The sequence below is a fragment of the Embleya scabrispora genome (assembly GCF_002024165.1).
Taxonomy (GTDB): domain Bacteria; phylum Actinomycetota; class Actinomycetes; order Streptomycetales; family Streptomycetaceae; genus Embleya; species Embleya scabrispora_A.
Genome location: NZ_MWQN01000001.1, coordinates 817,132 through 832,961, shown reverse-complemented (window position 1 = coordinate 832,961; position 15,830 = coordinate 817,132). Strand labels below are relative to the sequence as shown.

At 72.9% G+C, this 15,830-nt stretch carries 10 protein-coding genes and 4 tRNA genes; 4 read left to right on the top strand and 10 right to left on the bottom strand.

All coding sequences use genetic code 11. The features are described from left to right. Positions 1 to 143: 143 nt before the first annotated feature. From B4N89_RS03970 to B4N89_RS03955, 4 genes are all read right to left on the bottom strand, one after another. Positions 144 to 1,790, bottom strand: a complete 1,647-nt coding sequence (locus B4N89_RS03970; protein ID WP_078974476.1) for a PP2C family protein-serine/threonine phosphatase — start codon at positions 1,788 to 1,790, stop codon at positions 144 to 146. 289 nt (positions 1,791 to 2,079) lie between these two features. After that, on the bottom strand, positions 2,080 to 3,273 hold the full coding sequence (locus tag B4N89_RS03965) for an acetyl-CoA acetyltransferase (RefSeq protein ID WP_078974475.1): 1,194 nt from the start codon (positions 3,271 to 3,273) through the stop codon (positions 2,080 to 2,082). Positions 3,274 to 3,275: 2 nt separating this feature from the next. Further along, entirely contained in the window at positions 3,276 to 4,733 is a 1,458-nt protein-coding gene (locus tag B4N89_RS03960) for an OB-fold domain-containing protein (protein ID WP_078974474.1), read from the bottom strand. Between the two features lie 151 nt (positions 4,734 to 4,884). Then, positions 4,885 to 6,141, bottom strand: a complete 1,257-nt coding sequence (locus B4N89_RS03955; RefSeq protein WP_235618457.1) for a CaiB/BaiF CoA transferase family protein — start codon at positions 6,139 to 6,141, stop codon at positions 4,885 to 4,887. 1,650 nt (positions 6,142 to 7,791) lie between these two features. On the opposite strand from B4N89_RS03955, the gene B4N89_RS03945 reads away from it, so the two are divergent. Together B4N89_RS03945 and B4N89_RS03940 are read left to right on the top strand one after the other, a co-directional pair. Beyond that, positions 7,792 to 8,232 (top strand): MarR family winged helix-turn-helix transcriptional regulator, encoded by a 441-nt coding sequence (locus B4N89_RS03945; protein ID WP_235618456.1) that lies wholly within the window; start codon positions 7,792 to 7,794, stop codon positions 8,230 to 8,232. Beyond that, a complete protein-coding gene (locus B4N89_RS03940; protein ID WP_101896988.1) occupies positions 8,229 to 10,040 on the top strand; it encodes an MDR family MFS transporter in 1,812 nt (603 codons plus the stop codon). The genes B4N89_RS03945 and B4N89_RS03940 overlap by 4 nt, the downstream gene beginning before the upstream one ends. Positions 10,041 to 10,116: 76 nt before the next feature. Here B4N89_RS03940 and B4N89_RS03935 read toward each other — a convergent pair whose 3' ends face one another. Beyond that, complete coding sequence (locus B4N89_RS03935) at positions 10,117 to 11,679, bottom strand: MFS transporter (protein ID WP_078974470.1); 1,563 nt, start codon at positions 11,677 to 11,679, stop codon at positions 10,117 to 10,119. Positions 11,680 to 11,783: 104 nt separating this feature from the next. Here B4N89_RS03935 and B4N89_RS03930 point away from each other — a divergent pair, with 104 nt between their 5' ends. Further along, positions 11,784 to 12,767: a helix-turn-helix transcriptional regulator gene (locus B4N89_RS03930; protein ID WP_078974469.1), complete on the top strand. Its 984-nt coding sequence runs from the start codon at positions 11,784 to 11,786 to the stop codon at positions 12,765 to 12,767. A gap of 48 nt (positions 12,768 to 12,815) precedes the next feature. Here B4N89_RS03930 and B4N89_RS03925 read toward each other — a convergent pair. The 5 genes from B4N89_RS03925 to B4N89_RS03905 form a co-directional block, all read right to left on the bottom strand. Continuing rightward, positions 12,816 to 12,887: transfer RNA gene (locus tag B4N89_RS03925), tRNA-Val, on the bottom strand. A 32-nt stretch (positions 12,888 to 12,919) separates the two neighbouring features. Continuing rightward, positions 12,920 to 12,991, bottom strand: a tRNA-Val gene (locus B4N89_RS03920). Positions 12,992 to 13,027: 36 nt separating this feature from the next. Further along, positions 13,028 to 13,101, bottom strand: a tRNA-Cys gene (locus B4N89_RS03915). A 49-nt stretch (positions 13,102 to 13,150) separates the two neighbouring features. Next, positions 13,151 to 13,223, bottom strand: a tRNA-Gly gene (locus B4N89_RS03910). A 309-nt stretch (positions 13,224 to 13,532) separates the two neighbouring features. After that, on the bottom strand, positions 13,533 to 15,110 hold the full coding sequence (locus tag B4N89_RS03905) for a DUF4328 domain-containing protein (RefSeq protein WP_235618455.1): 1,578 nt from the start codon (positions 15,108 to 15,110) through the stop codon (positions 13,533 to 13,535). On the opposite strand from B4N89_RS03905, the gene B4N89_RS49605 reads away from it, so the two are divergent. Next, positions 15,076 to 15,375, top strand: a complete 300-nt coding sequence (locus B4N89_RS49605) for a hypothetical protein (RefSeq protein ID WP_201261029.1) — start codon at positions 15,076 to 15,078, stop codon at positions 15,373 to 15,375. The genes B4N89_RS03905 and B4N89_RS49605 overlap by 35 nt on opposite strands. Positions 15,376 to 15,830: the final 455 nt, after the last annotated feature.

The window sequence follows — 15,830 nt, the reverse complement described above, 5'->3', positions numbered from 1 at the left end:
CGTGGCCGTCGCCCCGCGGGCAGGCGCCGGCGGGCAGGCTCACCGCGCGGCGGGCGTCACTCGGCGGGCGTCCGCCGCCGCGCGGTCGACCGCCCCGACGATCGACCACCACCGCACACCGGCCCGACCCCGACGATCCACCCTCACCGCACACACATCGCCATCACGCACGCGTCGTCCTCGTACCGGGTGTGCCCCAGTCGACTGAGCACCACGTCCACGCACGTCCGCGCACTCGCCCCGAGCACCAGCGGCCCCAGGCCCAAGAGCGCGCGGACCGCCTCCTCCGTACCGCGCCCGCGTCGCTCGACCAGCCCGTCGGTGAAGATCAACAGCACGTCGCCGGAGCGCAGTTCGATCCGGTCCTCGACGAACTCCGGCTCGTTCAACGCGCCGAGCAACACCCCGAACGGCGCCGCCAGCGCGCGCCCGACCCCGTCCCGATACAGCAGCGGCGGCGGATGCCCACCCTGCGCCCACGTCAACACCCGCGTCGCCGGCGCGAATCGGGCACACACGGCGGTCGCCACCTTGTCCGCAGGCAGCGTATGCACCACGATCCGATTCAGCGCCGCCAGCATCGCGGCGGGACCCGCCCCGGTCATCGCCACCCCCTGGAGCGCACCGCGCAGCGTGGTCATCCCGGACGCCGCCGCGACCCCGTGCCCGGACATGTCGCCGACCGCGAGCAGCACGTCCCCGTCCGGCAGCGCGAGCGCGTCGTACCAGTCGCCGCCCACCTTCGAGTCCTGCTCGGCGGGGAAGTAGCGGGTGGCCACCTCGATCCCGGGCAACTCGATCGGCCGGGTCCACCACGGCATCACCACCCGCTGCAACTCGGCGGCGATGCGATGCTCCGAGCGCAACAGCCGCCGCTGAGCCAGAAGTTGCGCCCGCGTCTCGGTCAACGCCTGCTGGGCGCGCCGGAGCTCGGTGATGTCGCGCAGCAGGGCCCAGATCGCGTGCGGGGTGCCGTCGGCGTCCAGGACCGGTTCGCCGACGAACTGCACGGACACCCGGGTGCCGTCGCGGCGCACGATCCGGAACTCGCCCTCGACGCCGTTCGCCTGTTCGAGCAGTTCGTGCACCAGATCGGCGACGAACGCCCGGTCCTCGGCCGCCGCGTGCTCGGCCAACGCCGCCAGCGGCAGCGGTCCCAGCGCCCGGTCCCGGTCGAACAGCGCGTACATCTCCGCAGACCAGCGCACGTCGTCGCGATCGAGATGCCATTCGGCGCTGGCCACCGGACCCGAGCCGGGCGCGGCCCCGCGCGGCGCCGAGGTCGCGCGCTGCTCGGGCAGCAGGCCGCTCGGATCCGGCTCGACGAACAACCGGCGCAGGTGCCGCCAGGGCAGCGCGGCGTCCTCGACGTCGTCGAGCGTGAAGGGCGTCGAGGCGGTGGCGGCGGTGAAGGGCGCCGCCGGCCCGACATCCGACGGTCGGACCGCGCTGCGCGCCGGTGTGCAGGCCGCAAGCCCCGGATCGTGCGCCTGCCGATGCTCGGGGTCGTCGGTGTCCAGACTCAGGCGCGCCAGGTACTCCGCCGCCTGCCCGAGGCTGCACGCGAGCAGATCGCACAACAGGCCGCGCCGATACGCGTCGTCGCCGGTCGCGGGATCCGCGCCCGCGAGGATCGGACCCGGGCCCGGGCGGCCGCCCGGGCCCGCGCCGAGGCCGAATGCGCCCCGCAGGGCGTCGAGTTCGGCCCGCATCCGGCCGATGTGCGCGCGCCACTGGGACGGATCCACCACGGCGGCGGCGTCCACGGGGTGTTCTGGCCGTTCGCGCATCCGCTCGCGCTCCTCCGGACATGACCTGGCAGGGGTGCAATGAACTGTCGCACATCAAAGGCCCGGACGCGGATGAAACCATGGGAACCGGCATGCTTGTGATGGATTGCCCATTTCGGCTGTCCGGAGATGGCGAAAGGGGCTCGATCACGACCACGATCGAGCCCCTCGCGGGCCACGCGAACAGAACCGGACACCCCACCCGACCGGATTCGAACAGCGGCGGCACACCACGGCGTGTCGCGACGCCGAGCACCGGTCCGGAGCGTCGGCCCCACCGCCGCGCGGATCAGCCCAACTCGCTCCCCAGGATCGAGATGAACGACACCATGTCGCCCGGATACCCGCCCAGGTTGTGGGTCAGCGCCAACCTGCGCCCGTCGGCCGGGATCCGCCGCTCCGCCGGTGCCGCGCCGCGCAGTTGCAGCCACGCCTCGAACATCATCCGCAACCCGGACGCGCCCACCGGGTGCCCGAAGCTCTTCAGCCCACCGTCCGGGTTGACCGGCAGCCGACCGTCCAGGTCGAACGCACCCGCCAGCACGTCCTTCCACGCGGTACCACGATCGGCGAACCGCAGGTCCTCCATCAGGACCAGCTCGGTCGGCGTGAAGCAGTCGTGCACCTCGGCCATCGCCAACTCTTCGCGCGGATCGGTGATCCCAGCCTGGCGGTACGCGTCCTCGGCGCAGGCGGCGATCTCCCGGAACGTGGTGTAGTCGTACTCCGGGTCGATCACCCCCGAGCCGTTGCCCGCCACCAGGGACAACGCCTTGATGTACAGCGGCTTGTCCGTGTACAGGTGCGCGTCCTCGGCCCGGACCACGATCGCCGCCGCCGCGCCGTCCGCGACGCCCGCGCAGTCGAACACGCCCAGCTGCCCGGCGAGTTTGGGCATCGCGGAGATCTTTTCGGCGGCGATCTCCTTGCGGAACTGCGCGCGCGGGTTGCGCGCGCCGTTGTAGTGGTTCTTCGCCGCGATGTGCGACAACACCTCGCGCATCTCGCCCTCGGAGACGCCGTACTTCTCGCCGTACGCGGGCACCACCATCGAGAACATCGCCGCCGCGGTGAGGGTGCGGGCGGTGCCGTCGCCGGGGATCGGGAAGGCGTTCAGCCCCTGGAATCCGCCGTCCTTGACCTTCTCGACGCCCACCGCCATGGCCACGTCGTACGCGCCGGACGCCACCGCGTAGGCGGCCTGGCGCAGCGCGTCCGACCCGGTCGCGCACATGTTCTCCACGCGCGTGACCGGCTTGCCCTGGAGCTGCAACGGCTTGGCCAGGGTCAACCCGGACATGCCCGACTGCGCGGTGCCCAGCCAGTACGCGTCGACCTGCTCCTTGCGCACGCCCGCGTCGGCGAACGCCTCGGCGGTCGCCTCGATCAGGAGGTCGTCGGTGCCCCGGTCCCAGTGCTCGACGAAGGGTGTGCAGCCCATCCCGATGATGGCGACGCGGTCCTTGATGCCGTGCGATCCCATGCCTATGCCTCCTCGGCGGCTCGGGCGGTCCGCACGGGGCGGGCCTTCCAGAAGTAGTTGTGGATCCCGTCGGCGGTGCCCAGCCGGCGAAACGTCGGCTCTACCCGGTCCCCGATGGCGACCTCGCTCGCGTCCATGTCGGTCAACTCGATCGGCAGTCGGCCGCCGTTGTCGAAGTCCACGACGGCGAACACCACGGGCGGGCTGGGGGAGTAGGCCATCCGGTCCACGGTGAACGTCTTGACCGTGCCGAGCACATCGGCGGTGGGCACCGGCTCCATGTCGTCCACGTTGCCACCGGTCATCGACACCCGCTGCGGCGGCAGGTGCACCGCGCCGCTCTCCCGGTCCCGGGCGCCGACGAAGCCGTACTTCCAGTCCACCGAGCGCACCGCGGCCGAGGAAGAGGTACGCGCGGGCTCGGGTCGGCGCGGCGGCTCGACCGGCAGCAGCCCGCGCCAGGCCAGGTACTTCCCGTACGGCAGCGGCGCGCCGCCCGCGATCTGCTCGGCGACCGTGCGGGTGGGCCGATAGGCCGCGAGCGCGTCGCCGGCGCGGAAGAGGAACACGTCGGCGCCGTCGGACAGCACGACCAGAGCGATCACCGCGCCCGGGGCGGCGGTCTCCAGCGTGGCTGCCAGCAGCAGGCCCGGGTGCGCCGCGCCGGTGTTGCCGACGGTGCCCGAGAGGTCGTCGCCGAGCGCCCCCTCGCGCAGCCCGAGTCGGCGGCCGAGGCCGGCGACCGCGCGCCCGTGCAGGCCGGCGACCACCGCGTGGTCGACCTGCTCCGCGGTCAGCCCGGTCGCCTTGAGCGCGTCGGTCCAGGCCCGGCGGCCCGCGGCGAGGTAGTTGTTCTCGCCGAACTTCTCCTCCCACAGTTTCGACCGCACGTCGCCGGGGGTGCGCCAGCGGTCGACGAACTCGGCCGTGGCGGCGCCGCCGCCCAGATACTCGGCCAGGACCGGGCCGTCGGCGGGGCCGCCGACCAGGAGCGCGGAGGCGCCGTCCCCGCCGGCCGCCTCGTCGGGGCTGCCGGGCAGGCCGACCCGGATGTCCGCGCCGACCACGAGCGCGCTGTCGGCGCCGGTCAGGGCGAGCCGGAGCAGCCCGGCCGCGGAGCGCACCGAGCCGCCGGCGTCCATCGCCGGCACCGAGCCGTCCAGGCGCAGCGCCGCGTGGATCGCCGTCGCGTTGGTGCGGTCCGTGTACGCGGGGGCGACCGTGGCGAACAGCAGGGCGCGCGGGTCGGCCCCGGGCGTGGCGCGCAGCGTGTTGCGGGCGGCCTCCACGGCCAGGGTGGTGGTGTCCTCGTCGAAGGACGCGACCGTACGGGTGCCCTTGCCGCCCCCGGTGCCGGCCACGGCGGCGATGGTCTTGCGGTCGAGGCGCCGGTAGGGCAGGTAGGCCCCGTATCCGAGGATGCCGCGTCCCGTCGAAACTGCGGTTCCGTCAGTCGTCATTTCTCCGCTTCCGCCTCGTTCCACTCGGGTTCGTCGCGTTGCTGGGTTTCTGGGGTTCTGGGGATGTCTGGTTGTTCGGCTGCTGCGTGGTGCCTTGGCGGCGCCGGGTGTCCGGGGCGCCGCCGCGGTGGTCGGTGGGTCGGGCCGTCGGCTACGGCGTCTCCAGCCCGATCGCCCCGGCGGCCGCGAGTCGCTCGATCTCCTCGCGGGACATGCCCAGTTCGGTGCCCAGGACCTCGGCGGTGTGCTCGCCCACCCACGGCACCCGGCTCTCCGGGCCCTCGGCGACGCGGGAGAGCTTGACCGGGTTGCCCGGGGACAGGATCGGCGCCGGCTCCCCGTCGGTGCGCTCCATCTCGACGAGCATGTGGCGATTGCGGACGTGCTCGTCGTCGATCACGTCGCCCGGGTTGTACACCGGTCCCGACGCGACCCCGACGCCGCTCAGCGCCGCGCACGCCTGTAGGCGCGACTTGTCCGCGGCCCACTCCTCGATGCCGGGGCGCAGGATGTCCTCGATGTGGTCGAACCACGCCTGCGGCCCGCTCAGCCGGGGGTCGGTGCGCCATTCCGGCTTCCCGACGAGGTCGGCCATTGCCGCGAACATGTGGGGACGGGCGCACTGGATCAGGAAGTAGCCGTCGAAGGCCCGGAACGAGTGGTTGATCAGCGGGGCCAGGCCCGGGTCCTTGAGGCCCATCGACCAGTAGCTGATGCCCGCGTCGTTGAGCGCGACCATGGCGTCGAACATGGAGATGTCCACGTACTGGCCGACGCCGGTGGCGTCGCGGTGGCGCAGCGCGGCGAGCACCCCGATCACCGCGAACAGCGCCGAGCCGGAGTCGCCGAGCGCGCCGAGCGGGGACACCACGGGCGCCGTGTTCGGGTCCCGTTTGAAGTCGTACAGGCCGGCCATGCCCTCGGCGACCGGGGCATACGCGGGCCAGGAGGCGTAGGGCGACTCGGTGGTGTTGCCGAAGCCGGACACCGACAGGTAGATCGCGCGGGGATTGACGGCGGCGATGTCCTCGAAGCCGAGGCCGAGCCGGCCGGCCGTACCGGGCTTGAAGTTCTCGCAGACGATGTCCGCCTTCTCGGCCAGGCGCAGCACTATCTCGCGGCCCTCGGGATGCTTGAGGTCGACGGTCACGCTGCGCTTGCCGAGGTTGTTGCGCAGGAAGGTGACGCCGACGCTGCGGCCGAGCGGATCGCTCATCATCGGCAGCGCGGCGCGCCCGGACTCGCCGATGCCCGGCGACTCGATCTTGACCACCTCGGCGCCCAGGCGGGCCAGCATCTGGGTGGCGTAGGGGAGCGCCTGCATCTGTTCGATGGCCAGGACCCGGATCCCGTCGAGCGGTTTTCCGAAGCGTTGCAGGTCGGCGCCTGCCACCTCGCCCAAGCGCATGGTCACTCACTCCCTGTCGTGCGGTCGTACGTGTGCCGCGCGGTCGGCCGGCCGGCCGAGCCTGCTGCAGCCGTGCGGCCGGCCCCGGCACCCGGACCCTCGGCGCGGTGCCGACAGGGCACCTCGCACGAGTGCCCAATAGTCGCGAGGCAGGCACCTCGTCACCATAGCTGACGGGCAGTCAGATAAGCATGGGTCGAGTCCCGTGCCGCTCGTCACGCGCCCGCTTCGAGTGCCGCGTGAAGTCTCGTCGACTTGACGTCGGCCCGAGGCGACCCCGATCCGATCACGATGCGCGAACGATCGAGTACGCTCCGATTCGCGGAACGCGGAGCCGGCCCCCCGTGCCCTGCGTGACCGGCGCTCGACCCGATCCGCGAACTCGCCGCATCCACAGCCGAGTTGGCGTCACAACCACAGACCGCAGCGGCAAGCCCGGCCCGACGCCCGGCCCAGCGGCTGGAACGCGGACCTCCCGCCGCCCGAACGCGCAAGCACCGCGCCCCCGGTCCCCGCCCCCCGAAGCCGCCCCACAGCCCGCCAAACAGCCAACCCCCGGCACCACCCAATCCCCCCGCCCCGCACCTCTCGTCCTGCCTCGTGTTCCGCCGTGCTCCGTGCCGCGCCCCGCCCCGCCCCGCCCCGCCCCGCCCCGCGCCGCACCCCGCCCCGCCCCGCCCCGCCCCGCGCCGCACCCCGCCCCGCCCCGCCCCGCGCCGCCCCGCGCCGCCCCGCCCCGCGCCGCCCCGTGCCGTGCCGCACCCCGCCCCGCGCCGCGTTCCACGTCCTACGCCCGACGCCGCGCCCGACGTCCTATGCCTGACGCCTGACGCCTGACGCCACGCCGCGTCCCACGCCCGACGCCACGGCCGACGCCGCGCCCGACGTCCTATGCCCGACGCCTGACGCCCGACGCCACGCCGCGTCCCACGCCGCGTCCCACGCCCGACGCCGCGCCGCGCCGCGTCACGCCGCGTCCCACGCCCGACGCCGCGCCGCGCCACGCTGCGTCCCACGTCCGACGCCGCGCCCCGCGCCGCGCGCCGCGCCCCCCGCCGCGTCCTATGCCCGACGCCTGACGCCTGACGTCACGCCGCGTTCCACGCCTGACGCCACGCCGCGTCCCACGCCCGAGGCCGCGCCGCGCCCGACGCCGCGTCCCACACCGCCCCGTGCCGCGCCTCGCGTCCCGGCGCGCCCCGCGCCGTGCTTTGCTTCCGGCCGCCCGCGTCCGCGCCCCGCCCCGCATCCGGCCCACTTCGCACCCGCCCCGTGCCGCGCCTTGTGTTCCGCCGTACCTCCCGCCGCGCGCGCCTCGCGTCCGGCCGCGCCGCGCGCCCCGCCCCGCCCCGCCCCCGCGCCCCCGAGCGCCGCCCCCCACCCCGCCCCCGCGCCCCCGAGCGCCGCCCCCACCCCGCCCCCGCGCCCCCGAGCGCCGCCCCCCACCCCGCCCCCGCGCTCCCGCGCGCCGCGCCGCGCCGCGCCTGCCGAATCGGTCCCGGCGGTGAATCGCGGTATTGTTGGTTGAGCCATGCAGATAACGCACGGCGAGCGACAAGGGGGGCGGTCATCGATACCGCGACGACACCGTGTGACGAGCCGACAGCCGGCCGCGCACCCGACGAACTGGGACGCGAAATCGCGCGTCTCATGCGGCTCTCGGCCGCGGCCAAGGCGCGCAGTCGCGCCGAAAGCGGTCCGATTCCCGACGGGGGAGACCGGCTGCTGCTGGCCTATCTGGTCATCGAGGGGCCCCGCCGGGTCACCGACCTGGCCGCGATGACCTACCTGGACGTGTCCACGGTCAGCCGACAGATCGCCTCGCTGGTCCAGCGCGGTCTCGTCGAGCGCCGCCCGGACCCCAACGACGGTCGCGGCACGCTCCTCGCCGCGACCGACGCCGGCGAGCAGGCGTTCGAGGTGTACCGCAGCCGCCGCCAGGCCGAGCTGGATCGGGTCACCCGCGACTGGTCCGCCGACGAACGCCGGACGTTCGTGCATCTCCTGGCCCGCTTCAACGACGACCTCGAACGCGAACAGGCACCGGCGCGCGACGCCGCGCCGGGCGCGCCGGAAGGCCCCACCGCATGACCGACACGCAACCGCAGGTCCGGCCGCAGCCGGCAGCGGAAGACAGCGGCCTCACCCATCGCCAGATCATGACGATCATGTACGGCCTGATGGCCGGCATGTTCCTCGCCGCGCTCGACCAGACGATCGTCTCCACCGCGATCCGCACCATCTCCGACGACCTGCACGGGCTCAGCCAACAGGCGTGGGCGACCACCGCCTACCTCATCACCTCGACGATCGCCACGCCGCTCTACGGCAAGCTCTCCGACCTGTACGGCCGGCGACCGTTCTACCTCGCGGCCATCACGATCTTCGTGGTCGGCTCGGCCGCCTGTACGTTCTCCACCTCGATGTACGAGCTGGCCGGCTTCCGCGCCCTCCAGGGCCTCGGCGCCGGCGGCCTGATGTCGCTCGCCTTCGCGATCATCGGCGACGTCGTGGCGCCCCGCGAACGTGCCCGCTACCAGGGCTACTTCCTCGCCGTCTTCGGCACCTCCAGCGTGCTCGGACCGCTGGTCGGCGGATTCTTCGCGGGCCAGGACGAGATCCTGGGCATCGCGGGCTGGCGCTGGGTCTTCCTGGTCAACGTGCCCGTCGGCGTGGTCGCGCTGCTCGTGGTCGGCAAGGTGCTGCGCATCCCGCACACCCGCCGGCCGCACCGGATCGACTGGTTCGGCGCGATCACCCTGGCCATGGGCGTGGTCCCGCTGCTGATCGTCGCCGAGCAGGGCCGCGAATGGGGCTGGGGTTCGGGAGTCTCGCTCGCCTGCTACCTGATCGGCGCCGTCGGCGTGGTCAGCTGGATCCTCGTCGAGCGCCGCATGGGCGAGGACGCGCTGATCCCGATGCGCCTGTTCTCCGACCGCATCTTCAGTCTGGCGTCGCTCATCGGCGTCATCTTCGGCATGGCGATGTTCGGCGGGTTCATGCTGATCCCGCAGTACTTCCAGATCGTCAAGGGCGCCAGCCCGACCAAGGCCGGCCTGCTGATGATCCCGGTCATGGTCGGCATGATGGGCTCGTCCATCCTGTCCGGCCAGATCACCTCCAAGACCGGCCGGTACAAGATCTTCCCGATCCTCGGCACCGGCATCGCGGCGATAGCGATGGGCCTGTTCGCGCTCTACGTCGACGCCGGCACCTCCCTCGTGACCACCAGCATGTTCATGGTCCTGCTCGGCATCGGCCTCGGTCAGTGCATGCAGACGCTGATCCTGGTGGTGCAGAACGCGGTACCGCCCCGGGACATGGGCGTGGCCACCTCGGCGGCCACCTTCTTCCGGCAAATGGGCGCCACCGCCGGTACCGCGGTGTTCCTGTCCGTGCTGTTCAGCAACGTCTCCGGGGAGATCGCCAAGGCGTTCACCCGCGACGCGCAGACGCCCGCGTTCAAGGCCGCGCTCTCCGACCCCGCCGTGCTCGCCGATCCGGCCAACGGGCCGGTGATCGAGATGGTCCGCAATCCCGGCCCGGGCGGCGCGCAGGGCTCCGGAGTGCTCAGCGACTCGTCGTTCATCCAGCACCTCGACCCGAGATTGGCCGCGCCGTTCAAGGAGGGCTTCTCCGAGGCGATGCACCTGGTGTTCCTGATCGCGGCGTGCGTCATGGCGGTGGCGTTCGTCCTGGTCTTCTTCATCAAGGAAGTACCTCTGCGCACCATGTCCGGCCTGGAGGCGAAGGCCGCCGAGGAGGCGGAGCGCGCCGCCGGCGCCGAGGCGCCCCGGGAGCCCGCCGCGACCGGAACCGGAACGGCCGCGCGAACGGAAACCTCACCCGAACAGGAGGCCCGCCGCGCCGCGGGCAGACGCTGGCCCGAGAACGACTGACCCTCGTGCGTGCGCCGGACGGATCCGACCGGGTCCGTCCGGCGCACGCACGATCGGGTACCGGCACACCGCCGGCTCACCCGAGCCGACCCGCCCGCCTGCGCACCATGCCGAGGCCGACCCACAGCGCCACGCCCAGGTTCGCCACGGCCAGCACCACGAAGGTGAGCACCGCCGCGTGCGCCGAGGCATGCGCGCCGGCGCCCGTCGTGGACAGGAACATGGTGCCGAACGTGGCCACCCCCACCACGCCGCCGAACTGCATCAGCGTGACCAGTACCCCACTCGCGTCACCCGCGTGCTCGGGCCGGACCCGCCCCAGCGCGCTCGCCATCAGCGGCCCGAGCACCGCGCCCTGACCCAGGCCCATCCCGGCCAGGCCGACCGCGAGCGCCACGCCGCCGTCCCGCCCGCCGTGCACCGAGGCCGCCATGCCCACATACGACACGGACACCAGCGCGAAGCCCAGATATCCCAGGTGCGCGCGAATCCGCTCGGGCAACCGCCCCCACCACAACCCGGAGACGGCGAACCCGATCGCGCACGGCACGTACGTCAGCCCGGCCCGCAGCGGACTGTCGCCGAGCCCCGACTGCAGGTGCAGCGCGAGGGTGAACAGGAACCCGTTGTAGCTCGCCACCCCGACCAGCAGCATGATCCCGCCGGACAGCAGCCCGGGGGAGCGCAACACCGCGCCCGGCACCAACGGCGACCCGCCGCGCGCCGACACCCGGCGCTCCACCACGGCGAACGCGCCCATCCCGGCCAGCCCGGCGGCGAGCACCAGCCACCCCCACACCGGCCAGCCCTGCTCGTGCCCCATCACCAGCGGCACCACCAGGGCCAACATCGCCGGCGCCAGCACCAGTACACCCGGCACGTCCAGCCGACCCCAGCCCGTGCGCTCGTCCGGTCCCGGCCGGTCGCCGCCCAGCGCACGCCACCCGACCACGAGCAACAGCACCCCCATCGGCACGTTGACCAGGAACACCGGCCGCCAGCTCGTGCCCCACAGATCCGCGTCGACCAGCACCCCGCCGACGATCTGCCCGACGACCGCGCCGCCGGCTATCGCGGTCTGGTACAGCCCCATCGCCGCGGCTCGCCGCCGTCCCTCGAACCGGCGCTGGATCAGCGTCAACACCTGCGGCACCAACAACGCGGCCCCCGCGCCCTGGAGGCACCGGAACGCCACCAACTCCCCGGTGGAACCGGCCAGCCCACAGGCCAGCGACGCCACCGTGAACAATGCGAGCCCGGCCAGGTACGCCCGCCCGTACCCGAAGATCGCGCCCAGCCGCGACCCGGTGATCAACAACATCGCGTACACGATCGTGTAGCCCGCGATCACCCACTGCAGCCCGGCGCCCGACGTATGCAGGTCCGAACGCATCACCGGAGCCGCCACATTGACGATCGAGGAGTCGAGCACCGCCATGAACTGCCCGGCCACCAGCACTACGAGCAGCAGCGTGCCCGCGCCCCCGACCCGATTCCCGCCCTCCCGGCGGCCCTTCGCCGCCTGGAAGCCTCCTTCGTCGGGAGCGGTCGACTCCACGACCCCGACCGCCGACGTGGCCACCCGCTCCCCGTCCCCGTGCCGGGCGCCACCACCCGACTTCACATCCGTATCGTTCATGGCAGCGACTCTGCCCGCCGCCGGGTACCCGGACCAGTAGCCTGGTTATCCCGGTATCACCAGGCACCTGGCAATCGAGGCGACGATCGGCGCAGGATGGGTCGATGACCGGCAGCCCGCGCACCGACGCCACCCACCGCCCGGCCGCCCCGCAACGGATCGACCCGCCGAGCCGGCCGGCTCCGACCGCCACTACCGGGCGGGCCGCGCCACAATACGTCCGCCCCGAACGCGCCGCCTCCCGGGCCGAGTTGGGCGCCTTCCTGCGCAGCCGACGCGAGCGGATCAGCCCGGAGCAGGTCGGTCTGCCCGCCGGCCGCCGGCGCCGCACGCCCGGGCTGCGCCGCGAGGAGGTCGCACAACTGTCCGGCGTCGGCGTGACCTGGTACACCTGGCTCGAACAGGGCCGCCCGATCAACGTCAGCGCCCAGGTCATCGGCGGCATCGCCCGCACGCTGCGGCTCGACTGCGTCGAGTACGAACACGTCAAGCGGCTGGCCTGCATACCCAGCCTGGCCACGCTGCGCGCCGAGGACGAGGTCGACTCGGACACCCAGACCGTCCTCGACGACTTCGCCACGCTGCCGGCGGTGGTGCTGAACGGCCGCTACGACGTACTGGCCCACAACGCGCTCTACGCCCGGATGTTCCCGAGCCTGGTGGCAGCACCGAGGGAGCGGCGCAATCTGATCTGGGAGTTGTTCACCCGACCCGCGTGCTGCAACCCCTTCCACGAGTGGCGGCAGGCGTGCGAAGGCGTGGTCGGCGTGTTGCGCGGCAGCTACGCGCGCAACGTCGGCGATCCGCTGTGGACCGCGTTCGTCGACGAACTGACCGCCGCCAGTCCCGAGTTCGCGACGGCCTGGGCGGCCCATCCGGTCTCGCTCACCCGCACCCGCACCAAACTCTTCCGCCACCGCGACGTCGGGCTCCTGCACGTCCGGGGGATGCCCACCGACCTCGCCACCTCACCGGGCCAGCGGATGAGCGTCTACGTGCCCCAGGGCGAGGCGACGCGCGAGCGACTGGCCCGGCTGGCCGCGCCCGACTTCGTACCGAGCCCGCCGCACGAACATCCGCCGAGGTAAGCCGAAGGGCCGGAGGATCGAGATCCTCCGGCCCTTCGATACTGCCCGTGCGCGATACTGGGATTGAACCAGTGACCTCTTCCGTGTCAGGGAAGCGCTCTCCCGCTGAGCTAATCGCGCGGGTGATGTAGCGGTACGACGGTTGTGCAGCGTGCGCGATACTGGGATTGAACCAGTGACCTCTTCCGTGTCAGGGAAGCGCTCTCCCGCTGAGCTAATCGCGCGGGCAGATCACCCTCGGCACCAGGCCCGGGTTCTCTTGGAGGTGGAGACGGGATTTGAACCCGTGTAGACGGCTTTGCAGGCCGTTGCCTCGCCTCTCGGCCACTCCACCAAGTGAAGGAACCATAGTGGTTGCCCACCACATTCCTCTACTTCTTCCGAGCGGACGACGAGATTCGAACTCGCGACCCTCACCTTGGCAAGGTGATGCTCTACCAACTGAGCCACGTCCGCCTGTCGGGCCGGGTTGCGTTTCCGCGCCCCGGTGACGTTGAGAACTTTAGCGGATCCGAGGGCCATCACAAAAACCGATTCCCCGCGCACCCCGCCGCGCGACCCGCGCAACCTGCGAAAACGACCGAGGCCGGCCCGAACCGAGAGGGTTCGAACCGGCCTTCGGCGAGCGCCGACGGGGACCCGACCGGCGCATCGGGCCGCCGTCACGACGCCACCCGTCCGCCATCCCGACGGCAGATGTTCAGCCGCCGTGCGGCCGGTGGCCGGACCTCGCACTCCATCGCGCGAGCGCCGAGCGTCCCGAGGTCACCCGCGGCGCTCCCCGGAGGTCGCCGCTTCGGCATCGACCGCAACCGAGGAAGCCGGCACCTCATCCGCCCCCGCGCGCTCGACCGCCGCGACCGGCGACTGAGCGGGAACCTGCCGCGGTTCGGACCTGCCCGCACTCGACTTATCCAGCAAAACGGACCCGGCCGGCACCCCCACAGCAGCCCCCTCCACATCCACGCCCGGCACGACGGCTGTCGCCGCCTCGTCCGACTCGGCTTCCGCAGCCGGGACAACGGCTGTCGCCGCACCGACCGGCTCGACGTCCACGGCGGGGACAATGGCCGTCGCTGCTTCGACCGCCGCATCCGGTGCGACGGCTGTCGCTGCATCAGCCGATTCAACCTCGGCGGCCGGCACGACTGTGGTGGCCGCTTCGATCGACGTGCCCTCTGCGGCCGGCACGACGGCTGTCGCCGCCTCGTCCGACTCGGCTTCCGCAGCCGGGACAACGGCTGTCGCCGCACCGGCCGGCTCGACGTCTACGGCGGGGACAATGGCCGTCGCTGCTTCGACCGCCGCATCCGGTGCGACGGCTGTCGCTGCATCAGCCGATCCGATCTCGGCAGCCGGCACGACTGTGGTGGCCGCTTCGATCGACTCGCCCTCAGCGGCCGGCACGACCGCTGTCGCGGCTTCGATCGACTCGGCTTCCGCAGCCGGTACGACCGTTGGGGCCGCTTCGACCGTGCCGATCTCGTCGGCCGGCGCCGCTTCTGCCGATTCGGCCGCGTCGCTCGGCTCGGCTGTGTCGGCCAACGTGGCGGCGGGAGCCTCGGTCCCCGCCGTCGGCGGCGCCGCAGGGCGCGGCGGCGGGGCGACCGCCGGCGTGGCCGTGACAGGCGCGGACGCGGCCGGCGTCGGCTCGGCCGGAGTCGCGGGAGCGACCGTCGCACCCTCCACCGGGGCCTGCGGGACCGGCGGCGCGCCGAGCGCGGCCTGCACCGGCGGAGCGAACGCGCCGGGCGCGGTCGGCACCGGCGGAGCGAAGTACTGCCCGGTCGGCGCCTGCGCCGGATAGGCCGCCCACGGCGTCGGCGCCCCCGCCGGGAAACCGCCCGCCGCTCCCGGAGCCGGCACCAGCCCCGACGCGAACGCCAGCGCCTCGCGCTCGTGCTGGAACGTGGTGATCTTCCGGACCACGAGGATCGCCGCGACCGCCGCAAGGATCAACACGATGTCCGCGGCCCCCGACAGGACGTCGATGGTCTTCAGCCGATCGGCGTCCGACAACTCGATGTCGTCACCCAGCGGGTAGGACAGCCGACTCGCGAAGAACAACACCGAAGCGCCGACCAGCAGCACCCACCAGGTCCACAACAGCGCCAGCCGCCCCGGCGTACGACCGCCGCGCTCGGCGGTCCGAGGGTCGCTCGCACGCCACACGTCGTGCAGGATCAGCTTCGGGAACCACAGGCTCACCACCGGCACCAGCCAACCGCCGACCGCCCACCCGGTGGACAGGTGCTGCTTCGACGGGCCGAACAGGTCCACGTTGGCACGGGCCCGATACATCCAGATGATGAACAGCACCGCCGTCGCGATCATCGACAGCACCAGGAACGTGATCGCCGCCGCCACCAGCGAGTCCGAGTCCTCGGCCCTGGTGCGCAGCGAGTCCGTGACACCGAGGTCGCCGGCGTCGACGATCTGCCCGAGCACGTCGGCCCGGTGGAAGAACGCCGCCGCGCACAACCCCGCGAACACCGCCGACAGCGGCAGCAGGATGTACAACGTCACGGCGAGCCCGCGCAACGAGCGGAACGGCTGCGGCATCCAGCCCCCGAAAGGCGAGGCCGGATACGCCCCCGGCATGCCGTAGGGCGCCTGCGGCGCGAAGGCACCCGGCGCGGGCGGATAGGCACCCGGATAAACACCGGTGGGATACACCCCGGTGGGCGCGGGTGCGGGCGGAGCGTACGGATCCGGCGGCATGGGCGCCGCGGGCGCCGCCGGGGCCGCGGTCGACCCGGTGACCACGGGGGCCGACACGGCGCCGGCCTGCTGCGGCGCGGCGGCCGGAACGGCGCCGCAGTACGAACAGCGGTCGGCCCGCGTAGACCAGGTGTCGCAGGCGGAACAGTGCACGGATGAACGTCCTTCGATCGCGTGATGCGGTGGAGACTTCGACGGGTCGGACGAACCGACCGGGAGGGGTGGTCGCCGGTCTCGGGGGCGCCGGGTTCCATCCACCCGTGCCGCATCATGCCGTGCCCGAGCGCCACACGGGAACGGAGAATCGATTCAGGGCACTTCCGGGCGCGTCGCACCGGCGTA